Source organism: Pseudofrankia coriaricola (genome assembly GCF_032027725.1).
GTDB lineage: Bacteria > Actinomycetota > Actinomycetes > Frankiales > Frankiaceae > Pseudofrankia.
Genome location: NZ_JASNFO010000132.1, coordinates 1 through 23,732, shown reverse-complemented (window position 1 = coordinate 23,732; position 23,732 = coordinate 1). Strand labels below are relative to the sequence as shown.

Annotated in this window: 22 protein-coding genes and 6 pseudogenes; 12 read left to right on the top strand and 16 right to left on the bottom strand. The window is 68.2% G+C overall.

The window, feature by feature from the left end:
• Nucleotides 1-409: 409 nt before the first annotated feature.
• Nucleotides 410-592, bottom strand: a complete 183-nt coding sequence (locus tag QOZ89_RS43875) for a hypothetical protein (RefSeq protein ID WP_071048734.1) — start codon at nucleotides 590-592, stop codon at nucleotides 410-412.
• Nucleotides 593-1,121: 529 nt separating this feature from the next.
• Between QOZ89_RS43875 and QOZ89_RS43870 the strand changes: the two genes are divergently transcribed.
• The 4 genes and pseudogenes from QOZ89_RS43870 to QOZ89_RS43855 form a co-directional block, all read left to right on the top strand.
• A complete protein-coding gene (locus tag QOZ89_RS43870; RefSeq protein WP_198543230.1) occupies nucleotides 1,122-1,415 on the top strand; it encodes a hypothetical protein in 294 nt (97 codons plus the stop codon).
• Between the two features lie 365 nt (nucleotides 1,416-1,780).
• Nucleotides 1,781-2,035: a hypothetical protein gene (locus QOZ89_RS43865; protein ID WP_131803977.1), complete on the top strand. Its 255-nt coding sequence runs from the start codon at nucleotides 1,781-1,783 to the stop codon at nucleotides 2,033-2,035.
• Nucleotides 2,036-2,159: 124 nt separating this feature from the next.
• Nucleotides 2,160-3,038, top strand: a complete 879-nt coding sequence (locus QOZ89_RS43860; protein WP_312630130.1) for a glucose 1-dehydrogenase — start codon at nucleotides 2,160-2,162, stop codon at nucleotides 3,036-3,038.
• A 131-nt stretch (nucleotides 3,039-3,169) separates the two neighbouring features.
• A pseudogene (locus tag QOZ89_RS43855) lies at nucleotides 3,170-3,484 on the top strand (ISAzo13-like element transposase-related protein); the annotation flags it as partial.
• A 447-nt stretch (nucleotides 3,485-3,931) separates the two neighbouring features.
• Here the strand turns inward: QOZ89_RS43855 and QOZ89_RS48020 are convergent.
• Together QOZ89_RS48020 and QOZ89_RS43840 are read right to left on the bottom strand one after the other, a co-directional pair.
• Nucleotides 3,932-4,420, bottom strand: a pseudogene (locus tag QOZ89_RS48020) (integrase core domain-containing protein); the annotation flags it as partial.
• Between the two features lie 176 nt (nucleotides 4,421-4,596).
• Nucleotides 4,597-5,172: pseudogene (locus tag QOZ89_RS43840) on the bottom strand (transposase family protein); the annotation flags it as partial.
• Between QOZ89_RS43840 and QOZ89_RS48015 the strand changes: the two are divergent.
• Together QOZ89_RS48015 and QOZ89_RS48010 are read left to right on the top strand one after the other, a co-directional pair.
• Nucleotides 5,171-5,563: pseudogene (locus QOZ89_RS48015) on the top strand (Hint domain-containing protein); the annotation flags it as partial. The pseudogenes QOZ89_RS43840 and QOZ89_RS48015 sit on opposite strands and share 2 nt — an antisense overlap.
• Nucleotides 5,553-6,065, top strand: a complete 513-nt coding sequence (locus tag QOZ89_RS48010; RefSeq protein WP_397428956.1) for a hypothetical protein — start codon at nucleotides 5,553-5,555, stop codon at nucleotides 6,063-6,065. The pseudogene QOZ89_RS48015 and the gene QOZ89_RS48010, both read left to right, overlap by 11 nt.
• 1,573 nt (nucleotides 6,066-7,638) lie before the next feature.
• Here QOZ89_RS48010 and QOZ89_RS43835 read toward each other — a convergent pair.
• Nucleotides 7,639-7,917 (bottom strand): annotated as a pseudogene (locus QOZ89_RS43835) (IS110 family transposase); the annotation flags it as partial.
• Here QOZ89_RS43835 and QOZ89_RS43830 point away from each other — a divergent pair.
• Nucleotides 7,885-8,562, top strand: coding sequence for a recombinase zinc ribbon domain-containing protein (locus tag QOZ89_RS43830; protein ID WP_312630138.1), 678 nt, complete (start codon nucleotides 7,885-7,887; stop codon nucleotides 8,560-8,562). The pseudogene QOZ89_RS43835 and the gene QOZ89_RS43830 overlap by 33 nt on opposite strands.
• 321 nt (nucleotides 8,563-8,883) lie before the next feature.
• Here QOZ89_RS43830 and QOZ89_RS43825 read toward each other — a convergent pair whose 3' ends face one another.
• Nucleotides 8,884-9,924 carry a phosphotransferase enzyme family protein gene (locus QOZ89_RS43825; protein ID WP_312630128.1) on the bottom strand — a complete coding sequence of 347 codons (1,041 nt, stop codon included), beginning with the start codon at nucleotides 9,922-9,924 and terminating at the stop codon, nucleotides 8,884-8,886.
• A gap of 147 nt (nucleotides 9,925-10,071) precedes the next feature.
• On the opposite strand from QOZ89_RS43825, the gene QOZ89_RS48005 reads away from it, so the two are divergent.
• A complete protein-coding gene (locus QOZ89_RS48005) occupies nucleotides 10,072-10,248 on the top strand; it encodes a DUF6444 domain-containing protein (RefSeq protein WP_397428957.1) in 177 nt (58 codons plus the stop codon).
• 59 nt (nucleotides 10,249-10,307) lie between these two features.
• On the opposite strand, the pseudogene QOZ89_RS43815 reads toward QOZ89_RS48005, so the two are convergent.
• From QOZ89_RS43815 to QOZ89_RS43775, 9 genes and pseudogenes are all read right to left on the bottom strand, one after another.
• Nucleotides 10,308-10,847, bottom strand: a pseudogene (locus QOZ89_RS43815) (MBL fold metallo-hydrolase); the annotation flags it as partial.
• 235 nt (nucleotides 10,848-11,082) lie between these two features.
• Nucleotides 11,083-11,256 (bottom strand): response regulator transcription factor, encoded by a 174-nt coding sequence (locus tag QOZ89_RS43810; protein ID WP_491677142.1) that lies wholly within the window; start codon nucleotides 11,254-11,256, stop codon nucleotides 11,083-11,085.
• A 284-nt stretch (nucleotides 11,257-11,540) separates the two neighbouring features.
• A complete protein-coding gene (locus QOZ89_RS43805; RefSeq protein ID WP_312630126.1) occupies nucleotides 11,541-12,749 on the bottom strand; it encodes a CaiB/BaiF CoA transferase family protein in 1,209 nt (402 codons plus the stop codon).
• Nucleotides 12,749-13,999, bottom strand: coding sequence for an amidohydrolase family protein (locus QOZ89_RS43800; RefSeq protein ID WP_071049249.1), 1,251 nt, complete (start codon nucleotides 13,997-13,999; stop codon nucleotides 12,749-12,751). Before QOZ89_RS43800 ends, QOZ89_RS43805 begins: the two co-directional genes overlap by 1 nt.
• Nucleotides 13,996-14,421 (bottom strand): SRPBCC family protein, encoded by a 426-nt coding sequence (locus QOZ89_RS43795; RefSeq protein WP_071049248.1) that lies wholly within the window; start codon nucleotides 14,419-14,421, stop codon nucleotides 13,996-13,998. The genes QOZ89_RS43800 and QOZ89_RS43795 overlap by 4 nt, the downstream gene beginning before the upstream one ends.
• A 68-nt stretch (nucleotides 14,422-14,489) precedes the next feature.
• A complete protein-coding gene (locus tag QOZ89_RS43790) occupies nucleotides 14,490-15,248 on the bottom strand; it encodes an SDR family oxidoreductase (protein WP_071049247.1) in 759 nt (252 codons plus the stop codon).
• 115 nt (nucleotides 15,249-15,363) lie between these two features.
• Nucleotides 15,364-16,671 carry an ABC transporter substrate-binding protein gene (locus QOZ89_RS43785; RefSeq protein WP_071049246.1) on the bottom strand — a complete coding sequence of 436 codons (1,308 nt, stop codon included), beginning with the start codon at nucleotides 16,669-16,671 and terminating at the stop codon, nucleotides 15,364-15,366.
• Between the two features lie 92 nt (nucleotides 16,672-16,763).
• Nucleotides 16,764-17,279: a carboxymuconolactone decarboxylase family protein gene (locus QOZ89_RS43780; RefSeq protein WP_312630123.1), complete on the bottom strand. Its 516-nt coding sequence runs from the start codon at nucleotides 17,277-17,279 to the stop codon at nucleotides 16,764-16,766.
• A gap of 96 nt (nucleotides 17,280-17,375) precedes the next feature.
• A complete protein-coding gene (locus QOZ89_RS43775) occupies nucleotides 17,376-18,458 on the bottom strand; it encodes an NAD(P)H-dependent amine dehydrogenase family protein (RefSeq protein WP_312630121.1) in 1,083 nt (360 codons plus the stop codon).
• A 439-nt stretch (nucleotides 18,459-18,897) separates the two neighbouring features.
• Between QOZ89_RS43775 and QOZ89_RS43770 the strand changes: the two genes are divergently transcribed.
• A complete protein-coding gene (locus tag QOZ89_RS43770; RefSeq protein ID WP_071049243.1) occupies nucleotides 18,898-19,506 on the top strand; it encodes a TetR/AcrR family transcriptional regulator in 609 nt (202 codons plus the stop codon).
• A gap of 21 nt (nucleotides 19,507-19,527) precedes the next feature.
• Here the strand turns inward: QOZ89_RS43770 and QOZ89_RS43765 are convergent, their stop codons facing one another.
• Both QOZ89_RS43765 and QOZ89_RS43760 read right to left on the bottom strand, forming a co-directional pair.
• Complete coding sequence (locus tag QOZ89_RS43765) at nucleotides 19,528-19,968, bottom strand: VOC family protein (RefSeq protein WP_312630118.1); 441 nt, start codon at nucleotides 19,966-19,968, stop codon at nucleotides 19,528-19,530.
• A 32-nt stretch (nucleotides 19,969-20,000) separates the two neighbouring features.
• Nucleotides 20,001-20,930 carry an IclR family transcriptional regulator gene (locus QOZ89_RS43760; RefSeq protein ID WP_312630117.1) on the bottom strand — a complete coding sequence of 310 codons (930 nt, stop codon included), beginning with the start codon at nucleotides 20,928-20,930 and terminating at the stop codon, nucleotides 20,001-20,003.
• A 75-nt stretch (nucleotides 20,931-21,005) separates the two neighbouring features.
• Between QOZ89_RS43760 and QOZ89_RS43755 the strand changes: the two genes are divergently transcribed.
• From QOZ89_RS43755 to QOZ89_RS43745, 3 genes are all read left to right on the top strand, one after another.
• Nucleotides 21,006-21,812 carry an SDR family NAD(P)-dependent oxidoreductase gene (locus tag QOZ89_RS43755; RefSeq protein ID WP_071049240.1) on the top strand — a complete coding sequence of 269 codons (807 nt, stop codon included), beginning with the start codon at nucleotides 21,006-21,008 and terminating at the stop codon, nucleotides 21,810-21,812.
• The gene (locus tag QOZ89_RS43750; protein ID WP_071049239.1) at nucleotides 21,803-23,074 is read left to right on the top strand and encodes a sulfotransferase family protein; all 1,272 of its coding nucleotides are present in this window, start codon (nucleotides 21,803-21,805) and stop codon (nucleotides 23,072-23,074) included. The genes QOZ89_RS43755 and QOZ89_RS43750 overlap by 10 nt, the downstream gene beginning before the upstream one ends.
• Nucleotides 23,071-23,732, top strand: a 662-nt coding sequence (locus QOZ89_RS43745; RefSeq protein WP_312630114.1) for an MBL fold metallo-hydrolase, incomplete at its 3' end; no start/stop codon positions are given. The genes QOZ89_RS43750 and QOZ89_RS43745, both read left to right, overlap by 4 nt.

Genomic DNA, 23,732 nt, shown 5'->3' with positions numbered 1-23,732 from the left:
GGCACGCGCTGGCTGGACGCCGCCATGGAAGCTGGCTGTACCGGGTCCGCTGGGCGCGGCGGGCAGGCCGTCCAGCGACGTCGAACCCCTCCTCAGTCTCCTCCACCGGACCCAAAATGCGGTCACGTTCAGTAGCTGACGGTGGGACTCCGCTCCCGGCAGCACTAGCAAGAACTGCTCAACTGGCTCCGCCGCGGGACCGGAGTTCTGCTCACGTAAGCTGCGAACCCCAAGGATCGGCTGCTCATCTTCGTTCGATCCCTACATGGGCGCTGGCGAGCTGGCGTTGCCGAAAGGTCGTCGACGCCACCAGGGAGTGCTGCCGCGCGGCTTCCGCTCCTCGCCGCCGGGGGCGGCTGCGGTGCGGGTCCGCTTGCCCTCGAAGCATGGGCGAGGGCCAGGCGGCCGGCTACAGCGCGCCCAGCGCCGCGAGCACGGCGAGCGCCAGGCCCAGCGCGCCGGCGAACGCGGCCCCACCGCGCAGCGTCGCACCGGGCAGGCTGGCTCCGTCGGCACGGGCGAGGATGCCGGCGATGACGGCGAGCGCCGCGCACAGCGCGACGAGAAGTCGGACAACGACGGGGTCAGGCACCGCGGGTCTCCTTGATCGTGACCACTCCCCTTTTGGGGATGGATCACGACCTGCGGCGCCCGCTTCGCTTCCTACCGATCACCGACGTCGATCGTCAACACATCGGCGGCACGGATAAGAGGCAAGTAGCTGCCGACCGTCAGCGGCTGCCACAACTGCTTCGGGTTACACAACGCTGGTACTCCCGAGTCTTGGTCCACTCGGGTACAGACAGCGGGCCGCTGACCTGCGTCGCTGTCACCCGGCGACCTGCCCAATAGGCAGGCCCCTGGTCGGGCCCGCGCACAGGCCCCCGGTCGGGTACGCCGATGGGCCTGTTGTACGTTCTCCCGTTGATCTTCATATTCCCGCCGAGCACTTCATCTTCCCCGGGGAGATGAAGAGACCCAGGTAGGTGGATCTTCGGTTGCCAACGGCGTCGCGCCTTCGAGGACATGCGAGATCACTATCGCGCCCTAGATCGTGATCTCGCGCCTTCCTATCGTCACAGATGGGAGCGTTGAGAGGATTTCCGATCATGGCGCGGCCGGTGGAAGCTGACTCTGTCCGGCTGCGGCTGCGCCGGGTCGACGGTGTCCGCAAGGTTGACCTGGATCGGTGGGTGCCAGTCGGGTTCGACGGTGTGCTGCCGTGGCGGACCTTCCGGTGGCGTGGAGGGCAGGCACATTATTCGGGTCTGTACTGGTCGGCGGTCATGGGCGGACATGTCGGCTATGAGTCGCGTCTGGAGCTCGCCTGGCTGCTGATGGCAGATCGGGACAGCCGGCCACGGCTGAGGGCGGGGCCGGGGCGAGCGTACAAGGGATCACACGTCCACCCCTAGATCGGCACTTTCTGTCTTCTTATCGTCGCGATGAGGAGCCTTTGGGGGTGTCATGACATGGCGCGGTCGGCGGGTGCGGCGGAGACCGTTCGGCTCCGGGTGCGCCGGGCCCACGGCGTGGACGAGGTCGACCTCGACCGCCCGATGGCGATCGGGTTTGACGGTGCGCTGCCGTGGCGAGCGTTCCGGTGGCGGCAGGGTCAGGCTCACTACTCGGGCCTGTACTGGTCCGCGGTGACGGGCGGTCATGTCGGCTACGAGTCGCGGCTGGAGTTGGCCTGGTTGCTGCTGGCAGACCGAGACCCGTGTCTCCGGCAGGTCGTGTCGCAGCCGTTCAACACCAGCTGGTCGCGAACGTCGACGGCATGGTGCGCCGCCATGTCCCCGACTTCGTGGCGGTGCGAGCGGACGGGCTGATTTCAGTCATCGACGTCAAGCCGCGCCGGCGCCTCGCCAGCGGGGAGGTCGCGTTCACCCTTGGTTGGACCGAGCAGGTGGCGACGGCGCAGGGCTGGGCGTTCGAGGTTTTCAGCGAACCCGATCCGGTGGTGCTTGACAACGAGCCGGTACGCGGGTGTCCACACCCAGGACAACAGCTGGCTCGTCGGCGACCGGGGTGAACGACCCGAACCTCCTCCGGCTGCCCCGGTTGCCAGCATCAGCCACGGAAGCGGCCACGTTGCGACGCCAGGCGCCCCGCTCCGATCAGGGATGGCGTGGGGTTTCGCCGTGGCCCTGTGGGTAATGCTCGGCGTGGTTGGTCAGCCTGTCTTGCTGATCGTTCATCGTCGGGTCGTTGACGTTGCGGACGGCAAAGTGCGGCCCGCCCCTACAAGAGATGCCGCGACGGAGGTCGACAAGATGACGCGAACTGAGCAGGGGAAAGGCGCGGTGATCGTCACCGGCGCCAGCCGGGGTATAGGTGCCGCGATCGCCCAGAAGCTGGCCGAGGACGGGTACGGCGTGGTGGTCAACTACGCGGCGGACGCGGCCGGCGCCGAATCGGTGGTCTCGGCCATCTGTGGACGCGGCGGCCGGGCCATCGCCGTGCGCGCGGACGTGGCGGCACCGGATGCCGTCGCGGACATGTTCGAACGCGCCCAGCGTGAGCTGGGGCTGCTGGCCGCACTGGTCAACAACGCCGGGACAACCGGCAAGCAGGCACGCATCGACGAGCAGGACGCGCACCACCTGACCCGGCTGATGCAGGTCAACGTCGTGGGCCCCATGATCTGCGCCGGGCACGCCGTCCGAGCGATGTCGACCGCACACGGCGGCACCGGCGGCTCCATCGTCAACATCGCCTCGATCGCCGCCCAGGCGGCGTTCCCCGACGTCGAAGGAGTCGTGCCGTACGAGGCCACGAAAGGCGCCGTGGTGACGTTCAGCCGTGGTCTGTCCAACGAGGTCGCCCCCGAAGGGATCCGTGTCAACAGCGTCTCGCCAGGCGCTATCGACACGGAAATGGCCGCGGCCACCCCAGGAGGGCAGGAGGTCGGCGCGAGCAGCCCGCTCGGTCGCATGGGCCGCCCCGAAGAGATCGCCGACGCTGTGTCGTGGCTGGTCTCGCCGGCGGCATCGTACGTCACCGGCACCGATATCACCGTGTCCGGCGGGCGATGACCTGGCCAGGATCGTGACGAAGACCGGCCCCGCGGCCGAGGGAGTTGCTCCCGGTTACGAGGTCATCGGCTTCATCCACGAGCGCGCCAGTCACGCCAAGTACGGGGTCCGAGAAGTTCGAGGCGATGGCCGCACTCGACGCGCTGGTCGAGCCGGAAACCCGTGGAGATCCGGAGTCGCCGCTGCGGTGGACGACGAAGTCGACGCGGCACCTGGCCCGCGAGCTGACCCGGGCGGGGCATGCGGTCAGCCATTCCGTCGTCGCCAAGATCCTGAAGTCGGCGGGCTACAGCCTGCAGTCGACCCGCAAGGCCCTGGAAGGCGCGCAGAGCCCCGACCGCGACGCCCAGTTCCGGTACCTGAACACCACCGCGGCGGCGTACCTGGCCGCCGGTGACCCGGTGATCAGCGTCGACACGAAGAAGAAGGAGCTGGTCGGGCGCTTCACCGCGTCTGTCGTCGTGGGTTCTCCGATGGGCCACAACTCGCGACTGCGCCAACCGTTCGATCATGAATGATCGCTGTTCGGGCCTCGGGTGGCCGGGCCGTGGTCATCACGCCGGACGCGGCGATGACGGCGCCCGCTTCGAGATCATCCAAACGATCATCCGTGACGAGACCGCGACCTGGCCAACTACCCCCGCTAGCGCCGAGAACCAGCCACGAGATCTGCCCGGCTGACATGCCCGGCGGCGGACGGTTCGGCCGTCACCGCCGCCGTATCAGGGATGAAGGCGAGAAACATCCGCTGCTTCGCGTGGCTACGCAGCCGGTCGGAAGAGTTCCTGTGCCACCCCGGACGGTCGGGCCAGCCCGTGCGCCGCATCGGAAGTAGCGGGCTGTAGCGTGCCAAAACTCGATTCGGGGGCGTGACCTGGGGTTTCGCTGTTCGGTCAGGCGGCCTGGTGGTACTCGTTGATCACGCCTCCGAGGACCTTGCGGCGGTGGATCGGGCCGTCGAGGGGTGTGACGGTGGCCAGGTCGTGGTTCGGTGGTCGTTGGTCTCGTCTTTGGTGGGGTCGGTGGTCGTTGTAGTGGCGGGCGTACTGGTCGAGCACGGTGGTGGCGTGGCGTTCGCCGTAGAGGAGGATCCGGTCGGTGCACTACTGACGGACCGATGGGATGAACCGCTCCGCGTAGCAGTTCGCCCGCGGAGCCCGCGGGGGAGTCCGCACGACCTGGATGCCTTCGGAGGCGAACACGTCGTCGAACGACCTCGTGTATTTCGCGTCTCGGTCGCGGATGAGGAACCGGAACGCGTCGAGCCGCCCGTCGAGGTCCATGACGAGTTGGCGTGCTTGTTGGGTGACCCAGGGTCCGGTCGGGTGGGCCGTCGCGCCAAGGATGTGGACGCGCCACGTCTGGATCTCCATGACGAACAGCATTCTGTGGAATCTGGCCCCTAGAAGATCGTTCCCGATGCGCTCGGACCTGTCGGGTACGAGCCTCGAAACGCCGGCTATGTCGGAATCGACCTGGGCAAAAGCAAGAACGGCATCGAAGGAAGAAGATCCACTCGGTGATGCGCAGATCGTGCGGCCAGATTCCACGTTACTAATACGTACAGCCGGCGTAGCGCGATCGTGTCTATGCGGAAGAAGTCGGTGGCGAGCAGGCCGCTGGCCTGGGCTCGCAGGAAGGTTCGCCAGCTGGTGTCGGCGTGGCGACGTGGCGCCGGGCCGAGACCCGCACCGGCGAGGATCCGGCGGACCGTACCCGCGCCGATCCGATGGCCCAGGCCGAACAGTTCGCCCGGGACACGGCGATGACCCCAGGTCGGGTTGTCGCGGGCGAGGCGGATCACCAGCCCCTGCAGTTCCTCATCTATTGGCGGGCGGCCCATCCGGTGCGGGTAGGTCCACTGTCGGCGGACCAGGCGGCGATGCCACGCCAGCAACGTCGCCGGGGTCACCAGGCGGTGTGCCCGGACCTCCCGGGGCAGCAACCGGGCCAATGCGGCCAGGATCGCGCGATCAGGCCAGGTGAACCGGGGCCGCCGGACCTGGCGGCGTAGGACCGAGACCTCATGACGCGGCACCAGCAGCTCCGACGTCCTCGCCGCGTCGCTGTGCGTCAGCAGGACCAGCCAGCCGAACACCCGAACCATCGCGAGATACGTCAGCCGCACCACCATGAATCACGATCATGCACCACCGTGGCGGACAGCGAAGCCGCAGTTCAAGGGCCGGAACTCGAGTTCTGGCACGGTACAGGGTGAAGGCGCCGCGGCGCGAGCCGGCGATGACCTCGTACACGCCTGCAGCTTCGCCGGCGCCACCCCCGTGCTGATGGCCGACGGCACCACCAAACCCATCGACCAGATCCACGCCGGCGACCAGGTCCTTGCCACCAACCCCGAAACCGGGGAACAGGCAGCGAAGACGGTCGTCCACGTCTGGGTCCACAACGACACCCTTACCGACCTCCTCTTCGCCGACGGTACGGTGCTGACCACCACCGAGGACCACCCGTTCTGGTCCGCCACCGACCACCGCTTCGAACGCGCCGACCAACTTGCCTCCGGCGAGAAACTGCTACGCGCCGACGGCCACGAGGCGACAAGTATCCGGCCTCGAGCCCGGGACCAGCCGCCAGGCACCCGCCTACAACCTCACCGTCACCGACCTCCACACGTACTATGTACTCGCAGGAAAAACGCCGGTCCTGGTTCACAACACAGATCCAGCGTGCGATGTGTCGATTTACAAGGCGCCAGCCAAGGGGGCGACAGGCAAGTTGCTGAAAGATGGCTTTGATCCGGCGGACTTTCCTGGGTCTGGGAACGGATATCCCGACGGAAGAGCCTACTTTGGGCCCCACGACGAGGGCAGAGAAATAGCGCTCGACTATGCAAGCCGCGGGCAATACGACTCGGCTGTGATCCACATTCGAATCCCGAAAGCCGACTTCGACCGCTATTTCAGTCAGCACGTAGGCTCTCACAACGGAGTTCCTGGGACCGAAGTGGCCATCCCGAACACCCTGTTTAACATCTTGAACCAATACCCGAGATCGCTGGTCGGGTGATGAACCTGCATGAGCTGGAGGAGGGTGAACGCCGACTCATTGGGACTCTGGTGTCAGGCAGTATAGTTGCGGTCCTTCGGTGGGGAGTTATTGTTGATCTTGGATTGTCGCGAGTTGGACTGATCGACGCCCTGTATATCGATGATGAAGATGAGTATCAGGCTGGATCGCAAGTGAGTGGCTATTTGGACTCGTATGACGAAAAGAAAGACAAGTTTATCCTCAGACCACCCCATCAAACGTCGCTGGCTGAGCGACTTAGAAGTAAGGGGTACAACGTTTAGCCCGCGTCATGCATGGAATCGACGCCGCCATACTGTAGGCGGTGGGTAACTGTCCGGGTCGCTGATTCAAACCCCAGGGCGATAACTTGGATATTAGGGCACATGTTGTTGAAAATAGAGGAGATAGTGAATTCATCTCGACTTCTACTGGTGGGAATGCTGGTAGGTGGACCCATCCGAGCGTATCTGTGCAGGTCGCGGGCCCATGGCAGTCCAGCTACTTGGATTCTGTTTAGTAGAGGACGCAGGGGGCGGCCGAAGAGTTTGCGCTTGATGCCCAAATGGGTGATGAAACGAATATCTACAAGCTGCGAGGCAGTGGTATTGACGTGAACGCTTACTGCGGCGCCGAATCTCCCTACCCCTGGGAGGGGAGATTGCAGTTCCTGGAAAAATCTATCCACACGATATCGAAGGAGTTTGGAATCACCTCGGAGAATGGATCCAAAATCCTGGATTTCGACGGTGATTTGGACCGAGGTTGAGCTGTCAGTAGTCAACCGTGGCGTGATCGAACCGGCACGGGTGCGCTTCGCCGCAGGTGGCACCTGCTTCGTAGAGATAGTGCTCGAGTCGGGCGATCACTGCTGACGTTTCGTTGGCCGCCCGAGCGACAGAGATATCTATGCTGCTTCCTCGCGCGGTCGGCGAATCTCATGCGTCGGGCGGTGGGGGTCCCGCCGCCATCGCCCGAGATCAGTGCCGCCGACTACCACCGCTGTGATCCGCAGGGAACCCAGCAGTCGGCCACCATTTGTCCTCCATGGTGACTGCGGCGATCAGGGCGATGCGGTGGGTGTCGACGCTGTTCGGACCAGCACGATCCGCCGGCCAGGCGTGCGAAGTTGCCGGCCCGGGGATCGACACCCGGCCCGATCCCGCGCCGGACCCGCACCAGCGGGGTGGCTCCGTGCCGGCTCCGGCTTCACGCCACGGAGCCTCGGGCGCTGCCAGGCCTCGTGCTCGAACGTGGTCACGGCCGCGATCCCGTGGTTGCGCCATACCTCGACCGACACGCTGGATCGGTAGCTGACACGACCGGCCTGGCTACGGCGGTTTGATTTGGCCCCGGTAGGGCGGCTTAAGTTCTAGCGGTGTTGCAACACCAGTACCGAAAGGTGTTGCAGTGACCGGATCCCGACGGACGTGTGAAACCTGACTTCCGCCGTGATCGCGGCTTGATCGCCGTGGCGGGTCGCTGACGCGAAGATTCGTGACCGGTCGCTGATAGCTGGGCAGGTGGAGTTGCCGGCGCGTTGTCGCGCGCCGGCTGCCGGCTGCCGGTGAGGTCAGGATGCGGTGTCGAGGGTGACGCGGTAGCCCATGGTCTCGAGTTGGCGGACGGCGCGGGTTCTGGCTCTTTCGGGGTTGAGGCGGGTGTAGTAGTCGGCGCCGGGGTCCTGGTAGGTGGTGGCGGTGGTGGCCATGTGCCAGATCGCGGTGAGCATCGCGTGCTGGACCGCGACGTTGGCTTTCTGGGGTCCGCGCCGGGTGGCGATGCGGCGGTAGCGGGCTCCGAGGTAGGTGCGCGTGTTGTGGGCGCAGGCCATCGCGGCGGCACCGAGGGCTGCGGGATCTGCCAGCGGCGGATGCAGGGCAGCTGGAACAACGGCAAACCTCACTACCGCTGCGTCTTCCCCGACCAGTATGCCCTCGCCAACCACGTGCAGCACCCCCGCAGCGTCTACGTCCGCGAGGAACTCATCGTCGCCCACCTCGACGGCTGGCTCGCCCGCGCCTTCACCCCACCCCGGCTGCACACGACCATCGTCGCCCTCACCGCCGCCCAGGACGACGACACCACCATCAGCCACGACGACGACCTCGCCCAGGCATGGCGGACGATCGCCGACTGCGACCTCAAGCTCGAGCGCTACCGGCTCGCCCTCGAAGCCGGCACCGACCCCGCCCTCGTCGCCCGCTGGACCGCCAAAGCCAACACCGAACGCGCCGCCGCCCAGGCCCGCCTGCGCGCGACCACCGGCCGCAAGCGCATGACAGAAGACGAGATCACCGATTTGGTCGCTGCCGTGGGCGACATCGTCGCCGCCGTGGCCGAGGTCGACCCGGCGGACAAAGCGGAGATCTACGCCCAGCTCGGACTCCAGCTCACCTACGAACCAGGAGCACAGCGAGTGATCGCCGAGGCCATGCCTCCGGCGATCATGTACGAAGGAGAGTGTCGGTGGGGGATTCAACTCATTTCTACATGATCGGTCTCCGCGAGGTTTTCGACCTGTCGCTCCTGGCTGCGGCGACCGGGGCGCAGCGATGACCAGGCGCCTCAGGCTGACGGCGCCAACCGGCGAAGACTGGCCTGACATCGCTGTGCCACCCGCAGCCGTGGCATCTACGTCTCGGGATCGACGGGCACACCGAGACCCGGTGGGCCACCGACTGCCTGCCGACCCCCCGCCTTTGCAGTGCGGGGATTCTCGGGCGTGCTGTCCGGCCCCGCCTCCCGTACGCGGGATGGCGAGGCGTAACTGGTCAGGTTCCCCGTTCCGATGGTTCTGACGCGTAGTCCTTCTTGTTCAGGTGCCGTCGGCGAGCGCGTCCTGGACCTGAGTGATGCGGCTGGTGAGTTGCAGCGCCCATTCGAGTTCGGGTGCGGTGGCGGCGAGGTGGCGTTGGGCTGCGTCTTGGTCGTCGAGGAGGGCCACCCAGACTGCTATGGACCACAGTGGCTGCCGTGCCATGGCCAGCGGTATGGCGGCCCGCTCGTGCGGTGACAGCCTTGTGCCGAGGCCAGATTGGTAGGCGTCGGTCAGCTCGGTGAGTGGCGCTGGGTCGGTGGTGATGTCGGTGATGTCGATGCTGGTGAAGTACAGGGTGAGCGCGAGATCATCGGTTCGCGGGCGGGCTGCGAGGAAGTCGAAGTCGGTGACCAGGGCGACCTGCCCGTGACGGAACCGGACGTTGTTGTCCCAGAAGTCGCCGTGCACGAGCTGACGGCGGGGCTGGATGGGGCGGTCCCGCTCGTGTTGGGCGAGGGTTTTGGCGAGGTCATCGGCGAGGTCGGCCAGCCGCGCCTCGGCAGGAGTCGGCTGCCAGGCGCGGATGCGGCGGGTCCCAGCGGCGACGGCCTCCATAAGGCCATCGGCGGCGATGTAGTTGGCGAAGCGGGGTGCCGCCGCGGCCGGGCTGGAGGGGAACGCCTGCAGAAGCGCGTGGATGCGCCCCAGCACCGCCAGCCCCGTTCGCACCCGGGCCAGCGTGTTCATCGCGGCCGGCGCGGCCACATAGGGTTCGACCTCCACGGCCCGGCCCTCGAAGGTCTCCCAGCCACGGCCACCTGCCGCCGGGATGGGCTCAGCGCAGGGCACGCCGTGGCTGGCGAGATGCTGACGGACCGCTTGGAGGGCGGCGACCCGCTGGCCGGTCACAAACGGCCGGTATACCCGGGCCACCTGCAGCGACCGGCCGTCGGTGACCAGCAGGTTCAGATTGCTCGAACCGCCCAGGTCCGGCGCTGGCCCGGCAGGCCACACGCCCCAGTTCGCTCGCAGGAACCCTTCAAGATCCGCCGAGACGACGGCCCTGGTGCCCCGCTGGCCGCCTGCCGCGTCATCCACGGCTTCGAACCCTAGACCGGATGTGACTGGCAGGTCTTCGGCGTGGCTGGTTGATCTACGCGGTGGGTCGCCGACCATGGTGTGGTGCCCCCTGATCCGGGTCCGTCCTATGAGGACCTTGCCGCCGAGAACGCGGAGCTTCGGGTGATGGTCGAGGCGTTGTGGGCTCAGGTTGCTGAATTGATGGCCCGGCTGGGGCAGAACTCGCGGAACTCGTCGGAGCCTCCGCCGTCGGACTCGCCGTCTACCAAGCCGCCCAAAAGGGATGTCGTGCCGTGTCGCGGAGATCTGCGTGAGGCCGCGAAGTTCAATACCAAAGCGTGACGGGTCTCGACGGCGGCGGCCAGGTCGTCACATCCGGGTAGGTGAAGCTCCGGGCGGGTCAGCTGGATCGGGTGGTGGAAGGCGTCCCCACTGAAGTAGGCGTGGACGCCGTCGGAGACGAGGCGCAGTAGCGCGTGCCCGACTGTGTGCCCGGGTGCCAGCTCGAGGGTCAGGCTCGGCGAGACCTGGTAGGGCGTGGGCACGATCCGGACGAGGCCGGCGTCGACGACCGGCCGGACGCACTCGTCGAAGACATTGGGGTTGTACTCGTTGGGATACCGGTCCGGGCGTGCTGTGTCCCAGCGTCGGTACTCTTGGTCGACGAACAGGTAGGTGGCGGCCGGGAAGGTGGGCACCCAGGCCCCGTCGACCTGCCGGGTGTTCCAGCCGCAGTGGTCGTGATGAAGATGTGTACAGAAGACGACGTCGATGGCGTCGGCTGAGACGCCGGCCGCGGCGAGCCGCTCCAGGTATGGAATGTCGAGGCCGTCGAAATAGTGCCCGCGCCCTGTCCGGCCGTTGCCGGTGCAGGGGTCGATGAGTATGGTGAGGTCGTCGACGCTTAGTACCCAGCTGTGGTTCGAGAACCGGAAGGTCATCGACGCGCTGTCCAGGAATCCATCAGGCAATGGCGAGACCCTGCGGGTGATGAGCGCCTCGTCGTCGGTGATGAGGCCGAGCGAAACAGGTATGCTCTGTTCCTCGATACGGTCTACGAGGGCGTTCCCTAAGCTCAGCGTGGGCATGCCGTCAGGCTATCAACGGAGAGGCGTGTGCGGTTCGTGCCCGGCTGGGATAGTCGGCTCTGACAGTCGGCTGAACAGTCCGGAAACATTAGCCGGCCGCATCACGGCTTGGCCGGCCATCGGCAATCAGGCTGTTCTGGTAGGCGAAGATGACGACCTGCACTCGGTCGCGAAGCGCCAGCTTGGACAGAATGCGAGTGACGTGTGTCTTGACGGTTGCCTCGGAGAGGAAGAGGCGTTCGGCGATCTCCGCGTTGGTCAGGCCGGCAATGCGGAGCCCAGTGGCGCCGTCGCCCGCCTCGCCGACTACGCGGATGTCCTCAGCCGCGTTCGCTGCCGGCGAGCGGGCGAACCTGACAGAGGCGACGACGGCAACGGCGTCGGCCGCGGCTGACGCGGAGCGTCACCGATCTCGCGGCGTCAGCGATGTCTCGTCCCTCGGGTACCGCCCGAATGCGACTCCCTCCGGGCGGTCCCGGCTCCTGCTGGCTGGGCATCGCGCACCTCCTCCGCGGTCAGCTGGACCGAATCAGGTGCCGACCGACGTCAGTTGACGACGCCGTCGATCTTGAGAGAGATGATCTTGTCGTATTCGTCCCCGAGCTCCTGGAGGATCTCGTCGGTGTGCTCACCGGCCGCCGGCGCCGGCGAGAGATCCGCCGGACCGCCGTCGAACTGGGCGGGGCCGGCGACGAGCCGGTGGGCCCGGTCGCCGTAGCCGACCTCGGGGGCGTAGCCGTTGGCCAGCACCTGCGGGTCGTTGAGCAGTTCCTCGGCCGCCTGGACAACCGCCCACACGCCCGACATGCCGTCGAGCCGCCGCCGCCACTCGGCCAGCGGCCGGGCCGCGAAGAGGGCGTCCAGCTCGGCCAGGCAGGCCGTGAGATTGGCCGCGCGGTCGGCGGCCGCCGCGAACCGCGGGTCGGTGACGAGACCGGGCCGGTCGAGGCGCGCGCACAGCTCGGGCCAGTGCCGGTCCGCCTGGAGCAGGGCCAGCCAGATCCACCGGTCGTCGGCGGTCCGGAAGCAACTCGTAAGCGGGTTCGCCTGGGTTTCGCGGCGCACCGCGGGCAGGCCGCCGGGGATGAGCGCCGCCGCGCACACATCCGGGCCCATCACCCACGTCGCCGTGCCGAGCAGCGACACGTCGACTACCGACGGCTCGCCGTGCCGCTCCCGGCCGAACAGCGCCGCGGCGATCGCGCCCGCCAGCGACAGGCCGCTGATGCCGTCGCCGAACGACGGGCGCGGCGCGACCGGCGCCGCGGCGCCCGGCGGCGTCAGGTGGTGGGCGACGCCGCCGCGCGCCCAGAACAGGGCCGAGTCGTAGCCGCCCCGGTCCCGTTCCGGCCCGCGGTCGCCGGCGCCGTGCGACCGGGCGTAGATGATGCGCGGGTTGACGGCCCGCACGTCGTCGACGTCGAGCCGCAGGCGCGCGCGCACCGACGGCAGGAAGCTCGTGACGAACACGTCGGCCTCGCGGATCAGGCGGTCCAGGATCTCCCGGCCCGCCGGCCGGGACAGGTCGAGGCCGAGGCTGCGCTTGCCGTGGTTCGCCTGCTCGAACATGAAGTTGAGCCCGAACTCGCCGGGCAGCGTGCCGGCGGTAGTCAGCCCGCGCAGCGGGTCGCCGTGCAGCGGGTGCTCGACCTTGACGACGTCGGCGCCCCACTCGCCGAGCAGCGTCGCGCCGATGGGAGCGAGCCACCACTGCGCGACCTCGACGACCTTGACACCGCGCAGGACGTCGCGCACTACGACCCGCCCGGGGCGGCGGCTCGCAGGTGGCGGGTCGACCGGATGGTCACGTCCCAGCCGTCGGCCTGTGCTCGCAGCGCCCCGACCGTCGCCTGCTGGCGCGGGACGTGGGTGAAGGCGTCGAACTGGAAGTGCCGGAGCGCGTTCAGGTGGGTGATCTTGCTGATCTCGTCGTCCGAGAGGCCGGCGAGGTGGTCCATGGCGCGCTCGGGCGACCGCGGCCAGGTGGTGTCCGAGTGCGGGTAGTCGCACTCCCACGTGATGTTGTCGAGATTCAGGCGGTGGCGGTTCTCGACGCCGACGTGGTCGTCGATGAAGCAGAGGATGACGTGCTCGTTGAAGATCTCGGACGGTAGCCGGCCACCCAGGTCCGTGCCCGACCAGTGCTGGGTGTGCTGGTAGATGTAGTCGACCCGCTCCGTGAAGTACGGGATCCAGCCGATTCCACCCTCGGAGAGGGCCACCCGCAGCGTGGGATGTCTCCGGAAGATCGGGCTCCAGACGAGGTCCGCCGCGGCCTCGATCAGGTTGACCGGGGACAGCGAGTAGGTGCATTCGATCGGTGCGTCCGGCGACGTCGTGGGCACCGTCGAGGACGAGCCCAGGTGCATGCACACGACGGTGCCCTCATCCGCGCAGGCGGCGAAGAAGGGATCCCAGTGGTCGGTGTAGAGGCTGGGCAGGCCGAGGGCATAGGGGCTCGACGAGAACGTGACCGCGTGACAGCCCTTGCGGGCGAGCCGGCGGACCTCCTGCGCGGACGCCTCCGGGTCCCACAGCATCGGCAGTGCGAGCGGAATAATCCGGCCCTTGTGGGTCCCGGCCCACTCGTCGACGTGCCAGTCGTTGTAGGCGCGCACCATCGCCGCGGCCTGGTCGCGGTCAGTGCCGGCCTCGGCGAAGAGCTGGCCGCAGAAACGCGGGAACGACGGGAAGCACATCGAGGCGAGCACGCCGTTGGCGTTCATGTCCATGACACGCGCGTCGATGTCGTAGCAGCCCGGCCGGATCTCCTCGATCGTGGTGGGCTCCCGCCCGTACTCGTCCTTCGGCCGGCCGGCGACCGCGTTGAGCGCGACGTTCGGGATCTCCTGGGCCTCGTAGCGCCAGGCCATCGTCCCGTCGTCCCGGCGCACGAACAGCGGCGCCCTGTCCGCGTACCTGGCCGGCAGCCGTCCCTCGAAGAGGTGGGCCGGTTCGACGACATGGTCGTCGACGCTGACGAGGATGAGGTCATCGATGTTCACGGCGTGCTCCCGGTGGAGCGTGACCCGGCGTGCGCACGTACCGCCGTGACGAGCTCCTCGAACATCACCTCGTAGGGCGCCGTTCGTTCCTCGGCCAGCACGTGTGGCAGATAGTCGGTCACCCACACCAGCCGCGACGACTCGGCGCCGACCGGCTCCACCCGCATCTCCGCGTGGTGGTACTCGGCGCCGGTCAGTGCCGGGACCGTGTACGACGCCCGTCGACGGACCGGGTCGACCGTCAGGTTCCGCTCCCACACCTCCGCGCCGCCCGGCACCGTCACCACGCGGAACTCCCCCTCCCGGCGCTCCGCCACGCACGCCGAGAACACGTGCACCTCCGACCGGCTGTACCGCTCGACGAAGTCCCAGGCCTCCTCCGCCGGGATCTCCAGCACCTTCTCGAAGTAGATACTTCCCATCCGGTCTCCTCTCCCTTTCTCTCGGGTGTCGCAGCCGTCGGGGCTCCGCGGCGGGCGCGCGGGGGGTCTCACGGGAGTGGGGTCGCTGCCTGGTCGATCCAGGCGTCGAAGTCGGTCGCGCGGGCCTGCAGCGCCTGCTGGCCCGCCGGCGAGTCGACGATGAGGAACGCCTCCCGGTCGATGGCCGCGACGAGCTGGCCAGCGACGTCGTCGGGCCTGGCCGCGTTCCGCAGCACCGGGTGGCCGGCCGGGAACTCGTCCAGCAGCATGGGTGTCAGCATCGCGCCGGGGCAGAAGCAGGAGACCTTGATGCCCCGCCCGCGATACGTGATCGCGAGCCATTCGGAGAAGGCGACGGCCGCGTGCTTGGTCACGGAGTAGGTCGCCTTGTGCGGGTGGACCGCGAGCCCGACGAGCGACGCCGTCTGGATGAGGTAGCCGTCGCCGCGCGCGAGCATCGCCGGCAGCACCTCGCGCGCGGCGTACACATGCGCCATCACGTGGAGCTCCCACGCCGCCGCCCAGCGGGCGTTCTCCTGGATCTCGCCGGGCTGGTCGGGCCCTGAGGCACCGGCGTTGCTGAACCAGATGTCGATCTCGCCGTAGGCGCGGCGCGCGAGGTCGGCCACGGCGCGGACGTTCCCCTCCACCGTAATGTCCGTGGCGAGCCCGACGCCGCCGACGGCCGCCGACACCCGCTCTACGCCGGCGGGGTCGAGGTCGGTGATGACGACCTTCGCGCCTTCGGCGGCGAACCGGTGCGCGCAGGCCTCGCCGAGGCCGCCGCCGGATCCGGTGATGACGACGACCCTGTCCTGGAGCTTCATCGCGGATGTTCATCCCTTCAGATCGGACGGGATCCGGGACAGCCCGTCCTGAGGCGCACTGTCCCGGATCCGAGTCGCGGTTTCGCCGCCCGATTCGGATGCTGATCGGCGTAGCTCAATCCGGGATCGGGGTCTGGCTGAGCGGCGTGTAGGTCGTCGGCTGGCCCTTGTCGTCGAGGGTGGTGCTGAGGCCGCCGCGGACGCAGGAGGCGGGCAGTGCCGGGTTGGCTTTGCCGTTGCAGCGGAAGCGGATGCCGCCGCCGGCCGGCAGGTCCCGTTCCGGCGCCTTCTTGATGGCCGCGGCGATGCCCGCCGGGGTGAGCTCGGATGCGGAGACTCCCTCGAGGGCCTCCCGGAAGCCGGCCATCGAGGCGAACATGCCGATCGCGACGCCGTTGCCGGTGTCGATGTTCGTGCCGTACGTCTCCGAGACGGCCTCGAACTGCTTGACCGACGGGTCGTCGGAGCCGATGGGCGCCGGCGCGCCGATGACCATGCCCTTGAGAAAGCTGCCGGGCACGGCCTTGCGGGTCGAGTCGCCGAGGCACTGGGTGATGCTGGCGGTGGTGCCCGTGTAGCCGACGGAGTTCAGGGCGTTGAAGGCGGCGATGCAGAAGGGCTCGCCGCCGACGACCCAGACGACTCCGGTGCCGTCGGTTGCGATGCGCTGGGCCTGGGGTGTCATGTCGGCCTGGTCCGGTGGGACGGTGACGAGCTGGAGCTCGACGCCGGCGGCCTTGTAGATCGCGGGGGCCTGGGTCTTGTAGATCTGCACGGCGGCCGGGATGTCGATCACGATCGCCGAGACCTTCTTGACGCCCTTCTCCTTGGCGAGGCCGGCCGGGAGGCCGAGCGCGCCGAAGACGGCGTCGGCGAGGACGTGCGCGTTGGGGTCGGTGAGCACGTTGTTGCTGCTCACGCCGGTGAAGAACATCGGGAGGTTCGCGTCGTGCAGCGGCTGCCAGACGGCGTCCGGGTACGCCGGGCCGCCCATGACGACGGCCGCGACGTTCTCCTCGACCATGCGGTTGCCGCAGTCCGTCGCCTTGGCGGGGTCGCCCTGGTCCTCGCACTTGACGAGCTGGATGGGCCGGCCACCAAGCCCGCCCTTCCGCTCGTTGATCCACTTCACGGTCGCGTCGGCCACGCGGCCCTCGACGGAGGAGTCGCTGCCCGGGTACTTGCCGTCGGAGACGAAACCGATCTTGACCGGCGCGCCCTTGGCGGGGTTCATCGGGCCGAGCACGCTGTCGCCGGCGGTCGACGCCGACGCGCTCGGGCCGGTGCTCGTGTCACCGTCCCCGCCACAGCCGGCGGCGAGTAACGTGACGGCCGCCAGCGGCGCCGCTAACAGCGCGAATGTGGAGCGTCGCCTTTTCCGTCTGGGTGCGATGCTGGTTCTGGTGATCTCGACGCGCGGCATATCATTCCTATCCGGTGGTTGTGTGTGCGAAAGCTCCCGCGGCTCGCAGGACGTTTCGGCCCGCTCGGTCGCGGACAATGACTCCGGTGACGTCAGGTCGCCTTGAGGCCGGTCTCGGGCTGCGCCGCACAGGAGCGCAGCATCCAGGCGAGCGTCTCGTAGGCGCCGACCGTGAAGATCACGTCCAGAAGCTCCTGGACGTTGAGTGTCTCCGCGAGGGCCGCCCACGTGCTGTCGTGAATCGCGCCGTCGGCGATCAGTTGGTCGGCGGCGCAGACCAGGGCGGCCTCGATCGGATCCCAGCACGGCGCGTCCGCGCCGCGGGCGATGCCGGCGATCTCGTCATCGTTCAGGCCGGCGTCCCGGGCCAGGAAGACGTGCTCTGCCCACTCGTAGGAGCACTGTCTCAATGTTGCCACCCGGAGGATGAGAATCTCCCGCCGGCGTTCTGACAGCGCGGTGGTCAGCAGGGCATGTGCGTTGAAGGTAAAGAATGCGCGGGCGAGCGTGGGATGATGCGCGAAGATCCCCAGCATGTGCAGGGGCGTGGGCTTGTCCGTGGAACTCGGTAATGGATGCCGCGGCGCCTCGGGCAGCAGGGCGGACATGGCCGCACGCATCTCCCGTGGCCACGCGCCCGGCGGCAGCGGACTGATCCGGTCCATGCGGGTGTCCTTCCTGCTGCTGATGCCGGCGGCGGCTGGCTACTGCGGGCCGAGGCGGGCAACGAGCGGGGGCAGGTCGAAGATGGTGCGGATACCGGGCTCGGCGTCCACCACGTAAGGGACCGCGTTCACGGCCGGGGTCGCGGTGTATCCGGCGAGGTGTTCGGAGTAGCCCTCGTCCGTCCGTCCGTACGTGACCCGCACCTGCATCGGCGCGTCGCCCTTGGTGGTGAACAGCCAGCCCTCGCCGGTGATGTTCCAGTCCGGTTCGAGGTGCGGGGTGACGAACCAGTGCGCGCGGAAGGTCAGGAACGGGCGGCCGTCCCGGAGGCCGGCGACCGTGATGCGCTGGGCGCCCATCGTGCCCTTCTCGATCACGAAGCCGTCCGAGAGCGTGAACGGCTCGGTCGCACGGGCGATCTCGCCGCGGACCTCGAAACCGTCGAGCGGCATGCCGATCGCGTCGGCGAACGCGGTGAGTGACTGCCGGTAGCCCTCCGCGGAGCCCTCCAACAGCCGTGGGTCCATCTCACCGCGCTGCACCGGCGCGCCGAAGCGCATGACCTTGGTGATCATGTCCGGCCCCACCGAGGCCGGGATGTCGGCGTACTCGTCGATGGTGAGCTCGTCGAGCCGTCGCATCGGGTAGGTGAGCGTCATCGGCATCGTGGTCGTGCTGTAGCCGGGGCTGCTGCCGGTCGCGTGGATCGACGTGCCGCCCTGCTCGCAGGCCTGCTCGATCCGTTCCCGGATGGCCGGATCCATCGCCGCGGCGTAGAAGAACTCGTTGCGCGTGGTGACGACGTTGATGCCGGCGCTCAGCAGCCGCGCCAGGTCGTCGACGTCGAAACCCTCCTGCATGTAGAGCACGCAGTCAGGCGCCAACGCCAGGACATCCTCGATGTCGCGGGTGGCGAGAATGCCGACCGGGTCGATTCCGGCGAGCACGCCGGCGTCCTTGCCCTCCTTGTCCGCCGAGTGGACGTAAAGGCCGACCAGCTCCAGGTCCGGATGGCCGATGACACCGCGGATGGCCTTCTTCCCCATCCGGCCCGCGGCCCACTGGACGACTCGGTATTTCCTGTCCGGCCGTCGGCCCTGGTGGGGTTTGTCGGGGGTCATCGGATCTCCCTCGGAATCGTCGTGGCCGTCACGCGGTGCGCGGTCCCCGACCGGGCATCGGCGGGGTGCGAGGTCGCGCGCGGCACAGGGCACAGGGGGCGCCCGGCGACGAGAGGCCGATCTAGGCGTCTACCGTCCGGACGGTAGGTAACCTAGGGTGGGTTCGGACCGGTGTCAACGCATCGGCGGCGGTGGTTCTGCGGGGGCTGGTATGTCGGGCTTACCTCGGAGGTTGGTGGGCCGGTGTGGATCGGCTGTCTTGTCGGCGGGCGATCGGCTGTTGCTCTGCGTGACGCGAGGCCGTGGCTTGAGTGGTTGCCGCCCCCTCCTCGCCCCGACGGGAGCGCCCGCCTCGACGCGCACCTGGTCGACGCTCCGGCCCCGGCGTCACGGACACCCATAGAATCGGCAATTGAGCGTGAACGGACGGAGGCTTTCGGTGGTTGACGAGCAGGCGCAGGCCCCGGTGCCGGCGAAGTCCCGCAAGGCGCAGATCATGAAAGCGGCGGGTGACCTGTTCGAAAGAGGCGCCCACCAGGAGGCGTCCATGGAGGCCATCGCGCAACACGTGGGAATTCGCAAGGCTTCCCTGTATTACTACTTCAGCAGCAAGGACGAACTGCTCGGGCAGATGCAGCAGGCCATGATCGAGCCGGTCATCCAGGCACACCAGAGCCGGCTGGACGAGGGCATCCTCGACGCGCGCGGGCTGCTGTTGGGCATGGTGACGGACCTGGTCTCGTTGACGGAGACGCACCCCGGCCACATGCGCATCTATGTCGAGCGCCAGCACGAGCTCCCGGACGCGATCCGCGACAAGATCGTCGAGCAGGCCGACCGCTACGGGGAAATGCTCGTCGACGTTCTCAGGCGAGGAGTGGCCGAAGGAGTTTTCCGTGTCGCCGCCCCGAACCTGACGGCGTTGGCAATCCTGGGCATGTGTCATTCCACCTACCAGTGGTACCGCCCGGGAGGCAGGCGCACCGTCGGGGACATCGCCCAGTATTTCTATGACACCCTCATCACCGGCATCGGGGCCTCTTCCTGATCTCGGTCGCGACACGGCGAACTAGGCGAACAGGTCCGCGACGCGTCGCCGGCCGCCAGAGAACTCCTGCAGCTGGATGGGAGTCCCGTCCGGATCTTCAATGAAGAAGAAGGCGGACACGCGAGTGGTCGTGACCGGGCACAGCGGAGCGACGCCCGCGTCGATCAGCCGCTGGTATGTCGCCTGGGCGTCGGCGACGGTGAGCGCGATCTTGGGCCGTCCGAGATCCTTTGGATAGAAGGGGTCGAGGCCCGCACTGGAGGACGAAGCCCGATGAGGGCTGAAGATCTCCAGGAGGATGCCGTTGATCTCCAGGCCGACCCGGGTCCATCCATCCTGCTCGTCGGTGAATCGAACGACGAAACCGAGGACCCGCGTGTAGAAGTCCAGCGAGGCGGAGAGGTCCCGGACGGTTATTCCCAGGTGTGACAAGCAGTCGATCTTGACCGGTAGGAGATCCATCGCTTCCTCTCGGGTCGTAGGTGTCGAGTCCGTCAGCGGTGCCGCGTCGAGCCGACCGTGCCGGTGACCAGGTCGCGGCCCGGGACCCGGCCACGGGACTCGCGGGTGGCGATCAACGCGGACTGGACGAGGCGGCGGCCGAGGTCGAGCACGTGGCCCACGGTGGTGGGCTGGTCCGGCGCGGTGATGCTGAGAGCCAGCATGACGCGGCCGATCGGGTCGAAGATCGGCGCCGCGACGGTCTTGACGGCGATCTCGTCCGATTCGGTCAGGCCGTCGAACGAGAGCAGCATTTCCCCCGAGATCGCCAGAACCTCGGTGAGGCGCTGCTCGGCGTGGTCGTCGGTGGGATCGCTGCGCATCTTCGCGATGGCGTCGATCATCGCGGGCGCCGCGATGGCCTGCAACGGAACGCTGAACCCCCGGTCGCGGATCTCGGCCAGGACGCCGCGGTAGAGCTCGGTGAGCGGAGCGGGCAGGGCCGGGCGCTCGAGCCACGAGGTCACCGTGCCGTCGTCGGCCCAGGCCAGGAAGACGGCGCCGATCGGGGCGAGCAGCGGCGTGCGGTCGCCGGGGTAACCGATGCTCTGCACAAGCGGCTGTGGGCCCCGGCGGGCCAGGAAGATGATGTCTCGGCCCGCGACAGCTGAGAGGCCGACCTCGACGTCGAGCCCGTCGGCGAGCACCTCGGCCTGCTCTAGGGCGGCGCCGATCGCCGGATGCTGCTCGAGGGCGGCGAACCCCGTCACCGCGAGCGCGGGGCCCAGCACGTAGGTCCGATGCGCCGGGTCCCGGATGAGAAAACCGCTGTCGCACAGCACCGCCAGGGTGGCGTGCGCCGAGGCGATGTTCATCCCGAGATGCGAGACCAGCTCGCTGATCGTGAAGCCCCGGGACGGGTGCGCGGTGAGGAACGCAACGATGTCGACCGCACGGGCGGACGCGGGCGCGGGGCGGGCCATGCCAGCGACGGTAGCCGACCAGCGCAGACAGTGAACCCTTGACGGCAATGTTGGTTTTGCTATAGCAATCTCACTATGTTCGACTTGGCGGGTCGCGTGGTCGTGGTCAGTGGCGGCAACGCCGGCATCGGTCTGGCCTTCGCCCGAGGTGTCGCTCGGGCCGGTGGTGACGTCGTCGTCTGGGGCCGGCGGGCGGACAAGAACGCCGAGGTTGCCAAGGAACTGGCCGGCCTCGGCCACCGCGTGCTCGCCCAGGAGGTCGACGTCAGCGACGAGGCACGCGTCGTCACCGCGATGAACGAGGCGGCGGAGGAGATGGGCCGCATCGACGGCGTCATCGCCAACGCCGGGCTGATGAGCCGGGAGCGCAGCTTCGTCGAGATGACAAGCCAGGCCTGGCACGCCCTGCTGGCGGTCAACCAGCACGGCGCGTTCTTCGCCATGCGCGAGGGCGCCCGGCACATGAAGCGGCGTTACGACGCGGGCGACCCCGGCGGGTCGCTGCTGTTCTGCGCCAGCCTTTCCGCGCTGACCGGCAGCCCCGGCATGCAGCACTACAACGCATCCAAAGGTGCGATGGCGGCCATGTCCCGGGGCATCGCTGTCGAGGCGGGCCGCTACGGGATCCGCTGCAACGTGGTCTGCCCCGGGTACACGGTGAGCGAGACGGTCCAGATTCCGGTCGACAGCCCGCTGTTCGACCGCAACCGCCGGTACAACCCGTCGGGGCGGCCCGGCAACGCCGAGGACTTCGAGGGGATCGGCGTCTACTTCATGAGCGACGAGTCGCGTTACCACACCGGTGACCTCGTGGTCATCGATGGCGGCTGGTTGGCGAACGCGGGAAAGACCGACGTTACGGAGCTGCCGCCATGGCCGTAAAGGTGCTGCGCGTCGAGGGCATGCGCGACGACACCCGTTCGCCCGCCGAGCGGGCCGCCCTGGAGGCCGACGAGGCACGTCCCCTGGACATGAGCATCGACGCGGTGCTCGAGGGTGCGAGCCGGCAGACGGGCCTGGATGACTTCGGCTCGCTCGACTTCACCCAACGTCTCGGCATTCTGCTGGCCGAGGTCGAGGCCGATGACAACGTCTGGCGAACCTACAAGGCGACGTTCCTCGACCAGTGTGTGAAGGCGGCGGCGAACCGGCTGCTCATCCAGCGGTACTGGGACGACCACCCGGACTGCCTGGACGCGCCGATCGAGCGGCCGATCAACGTCATCGCGTTGCCCCGCTCGGGCAGTACCCATCTGGAGAACCTGCTGGCCGCCGACCGGCGGCTGCGGCATCTCCCGGTCTACCTGGCGGCGCAGCCGGCCCCGAGCGTGGGCGAGACGGCCGGGCCGGACGGGGTCGACCCCCGCTGGTCCCGTTCGGACGCGCGGTGGCAACGGCTCAGCCAGAACGAGATCTTCGCGGCGATGCACGAGCACTCACCGGACCACGCCTGCGGCGAGAACGAGCTGCAGATCCCCGACTTCGCCAGTTACCAGTGGGAGTGGATGGCGAACGTCCCCGGCTTCCGTGACCACTACCTCGGCCACCACCAGACGCCGCACTACCGCTACATGAAGAACGTGCTGCGCGCCGTCGCCTGGCAGTTCCCGAGCGACCGGCGCTGGATGCTGAAGTCCAACCAGCACAGCGAGCAGCTGGTCCCGCTGCTGACGACCTATCCCGACGCGACGGTGGTGATGATCCACCGTGACCCGGTCGCCACGATCCAGTCCCTGCTGACCATGCGCGGCATGGCGCTCAAGGCGGGCCAGAAGCGTCCGGACATCGACAGCCACGTCGCCTACTGGGTCGACCGCCTCGAACGGATGCTGCGCAGCTACCTGCGCGACCGGCACCTGGTGCCCGCGGGCCAGCTCGTCGAGCTGCGCTTCGACGAGATCGTCGGCAACGACGTCCAGGCCGCCGCCGGCGTACTGGAACGCGCCGGCCTCACGGTCACCGACGAGACCCGGGCGGACATCGAGCACTACCTGGCGTCACATCCGCGCGGCCGGCGCGGCCGCATCGTCTACGACTTGGAGGGCGACTTCGGGCTCGACGCGGACGAGCTGCGCGCCCGGTTCGCCTTCTACACGGACGCCTTCCAGATCCGGCCCGAGGTCGGAAAGGACCGCACCCGATGAGCAGCCCGGACCCCGAGAACTCGGCGAGCACCGAGAAGCAGCCCCTCAACGCGCTCATCGTCCGGGAGGGCGAAGGCGTCCAGGACGCCGTGCCGATCGCCGACGGCATCTTCGCGTCGAAGGGCATCTCCAACAGCTATCTCGTCACGACGCCGGCCGGCGATCTGCTGATCAACACCGGGATGTACAACGAGGCCGAGCAGATCAGGACCCGGTTCTCCGCGGTCAGCGCCAACCCCGTGCGTGTCATCGTGTTCACCCAGGGCCACCCGGACCACGTCGGAGGCTGGTCGCAGCTCGACGCACCGGGCATCGAGACGATCGCGCAGGCCAACCATCCGGACGTCCGGGAGTACTTCCACCGGCTGCAGCCGTTCTTCGCCCGCCGCAGCCGCCGGCTCTGGAACCGTGACATCACCAGGGTCGACCCCACCTACCAGCCGCCCGAGCCGGTCCTGACCACCACCTTCCTCGACAGCCACACCTTCACCCTCGGCGGCCGTCGCGTCGAGCTGTACTCGACGCCGGGTGGGGAGACGACCGACTCGCTGGTCGTCTGGCTCCCCGACGAGCGCATCCTGTTCACCGGCAACCTGTTCGGACCCCTGTTCGGTCACATCCCGAATCTGTACACGGTCCGCGGCGACAAGATCCGCAG

Coding starts and splice junctions, on each gene's coding strand:
- QOZ89_RS43785 (WP_071049246.1), bottom strand. CDS start 16,671: ATGCCGCGCGTCGAGATCACCAGAACCAGCATCGCACCCAGACGGAAA.
- QOZ89_RS48005 (WP_397428957.1), top strand. CDS start 10,072: ATGGTCGAGGCGTTGTGGGCTCAGGTTGCTGAATTGATGGCCCGGCTG.
- QOZ89_RS43750 (WP_071049239.1), top strand. CDS start 21,803: ATGGCCGTAAAGGTGCTGCGCGTCGAGGGCATGCGCGACGACACCCGT.
- QOZ89_RS43755 (WP_071049240.1), top strand. CDS start 21,006: ATGTTCGACTTGGCGGGTCGCGTGGTCGTGGTCAGTGGCGGCAACGCC.
- QOZ89_RS43795 (WP_071049248.1), bottom strand. CDS start 14,421: ATGGGAAGTATCTACTTCGAGAAGGTGCTGGAGATCCCGGCGGAGGAG.
- QOZ89_RS43760 (WP_312630117.1), bottom strand. CDS start 20,930: ATGGCCCGCCCCGCGCCCGCGTCCGCCCGTGCGGTCGACATCGTTGCG.
- QOZ89_RS43865 (WP_131803977.1), top strand. CDS start 1,781: ATGGTGCGCCGCCATGTCCCCGACTTCGTGGCGGTGCGAGCGGACGGG.
- QOZ89_RS43860 (WP_312630130.1), top strand. CDS start 2,160: ATGCTCGGCGTGGTTGGTCAGCCTGTCTTGCTGATCGTTCATCGTCGG.
- QOZ89_RS43775 (WP_312630121.1), bottom strand. CDS start 18,458: ATGACCCCCGACAAACCCCACCAGGGCCGACGGCCGGACAGGAAATAC.
- QOZ89_RS43790 (WP_071049247.1), bottom strand. CDS start 15,248: ATGAAGCTCCAGGACAGGGTCGTCGTCATCACCGGATCCGGCGGCGGC.
- QOZ89_RS43765 (WP_312630118.1), bottom strand. CDS start 19,968: ATGGATCTCCTACCGGTCAAGATCGACTGCTTGTCACACCTGGGAATA.
- QOZ89_RS43780 (WP_312630123.1), bottom strand. CDS start 17,279: ATGTCCGCCCTGCTGCCCGAGGCGCCGCGGCATCCATTACCGAGTTCC.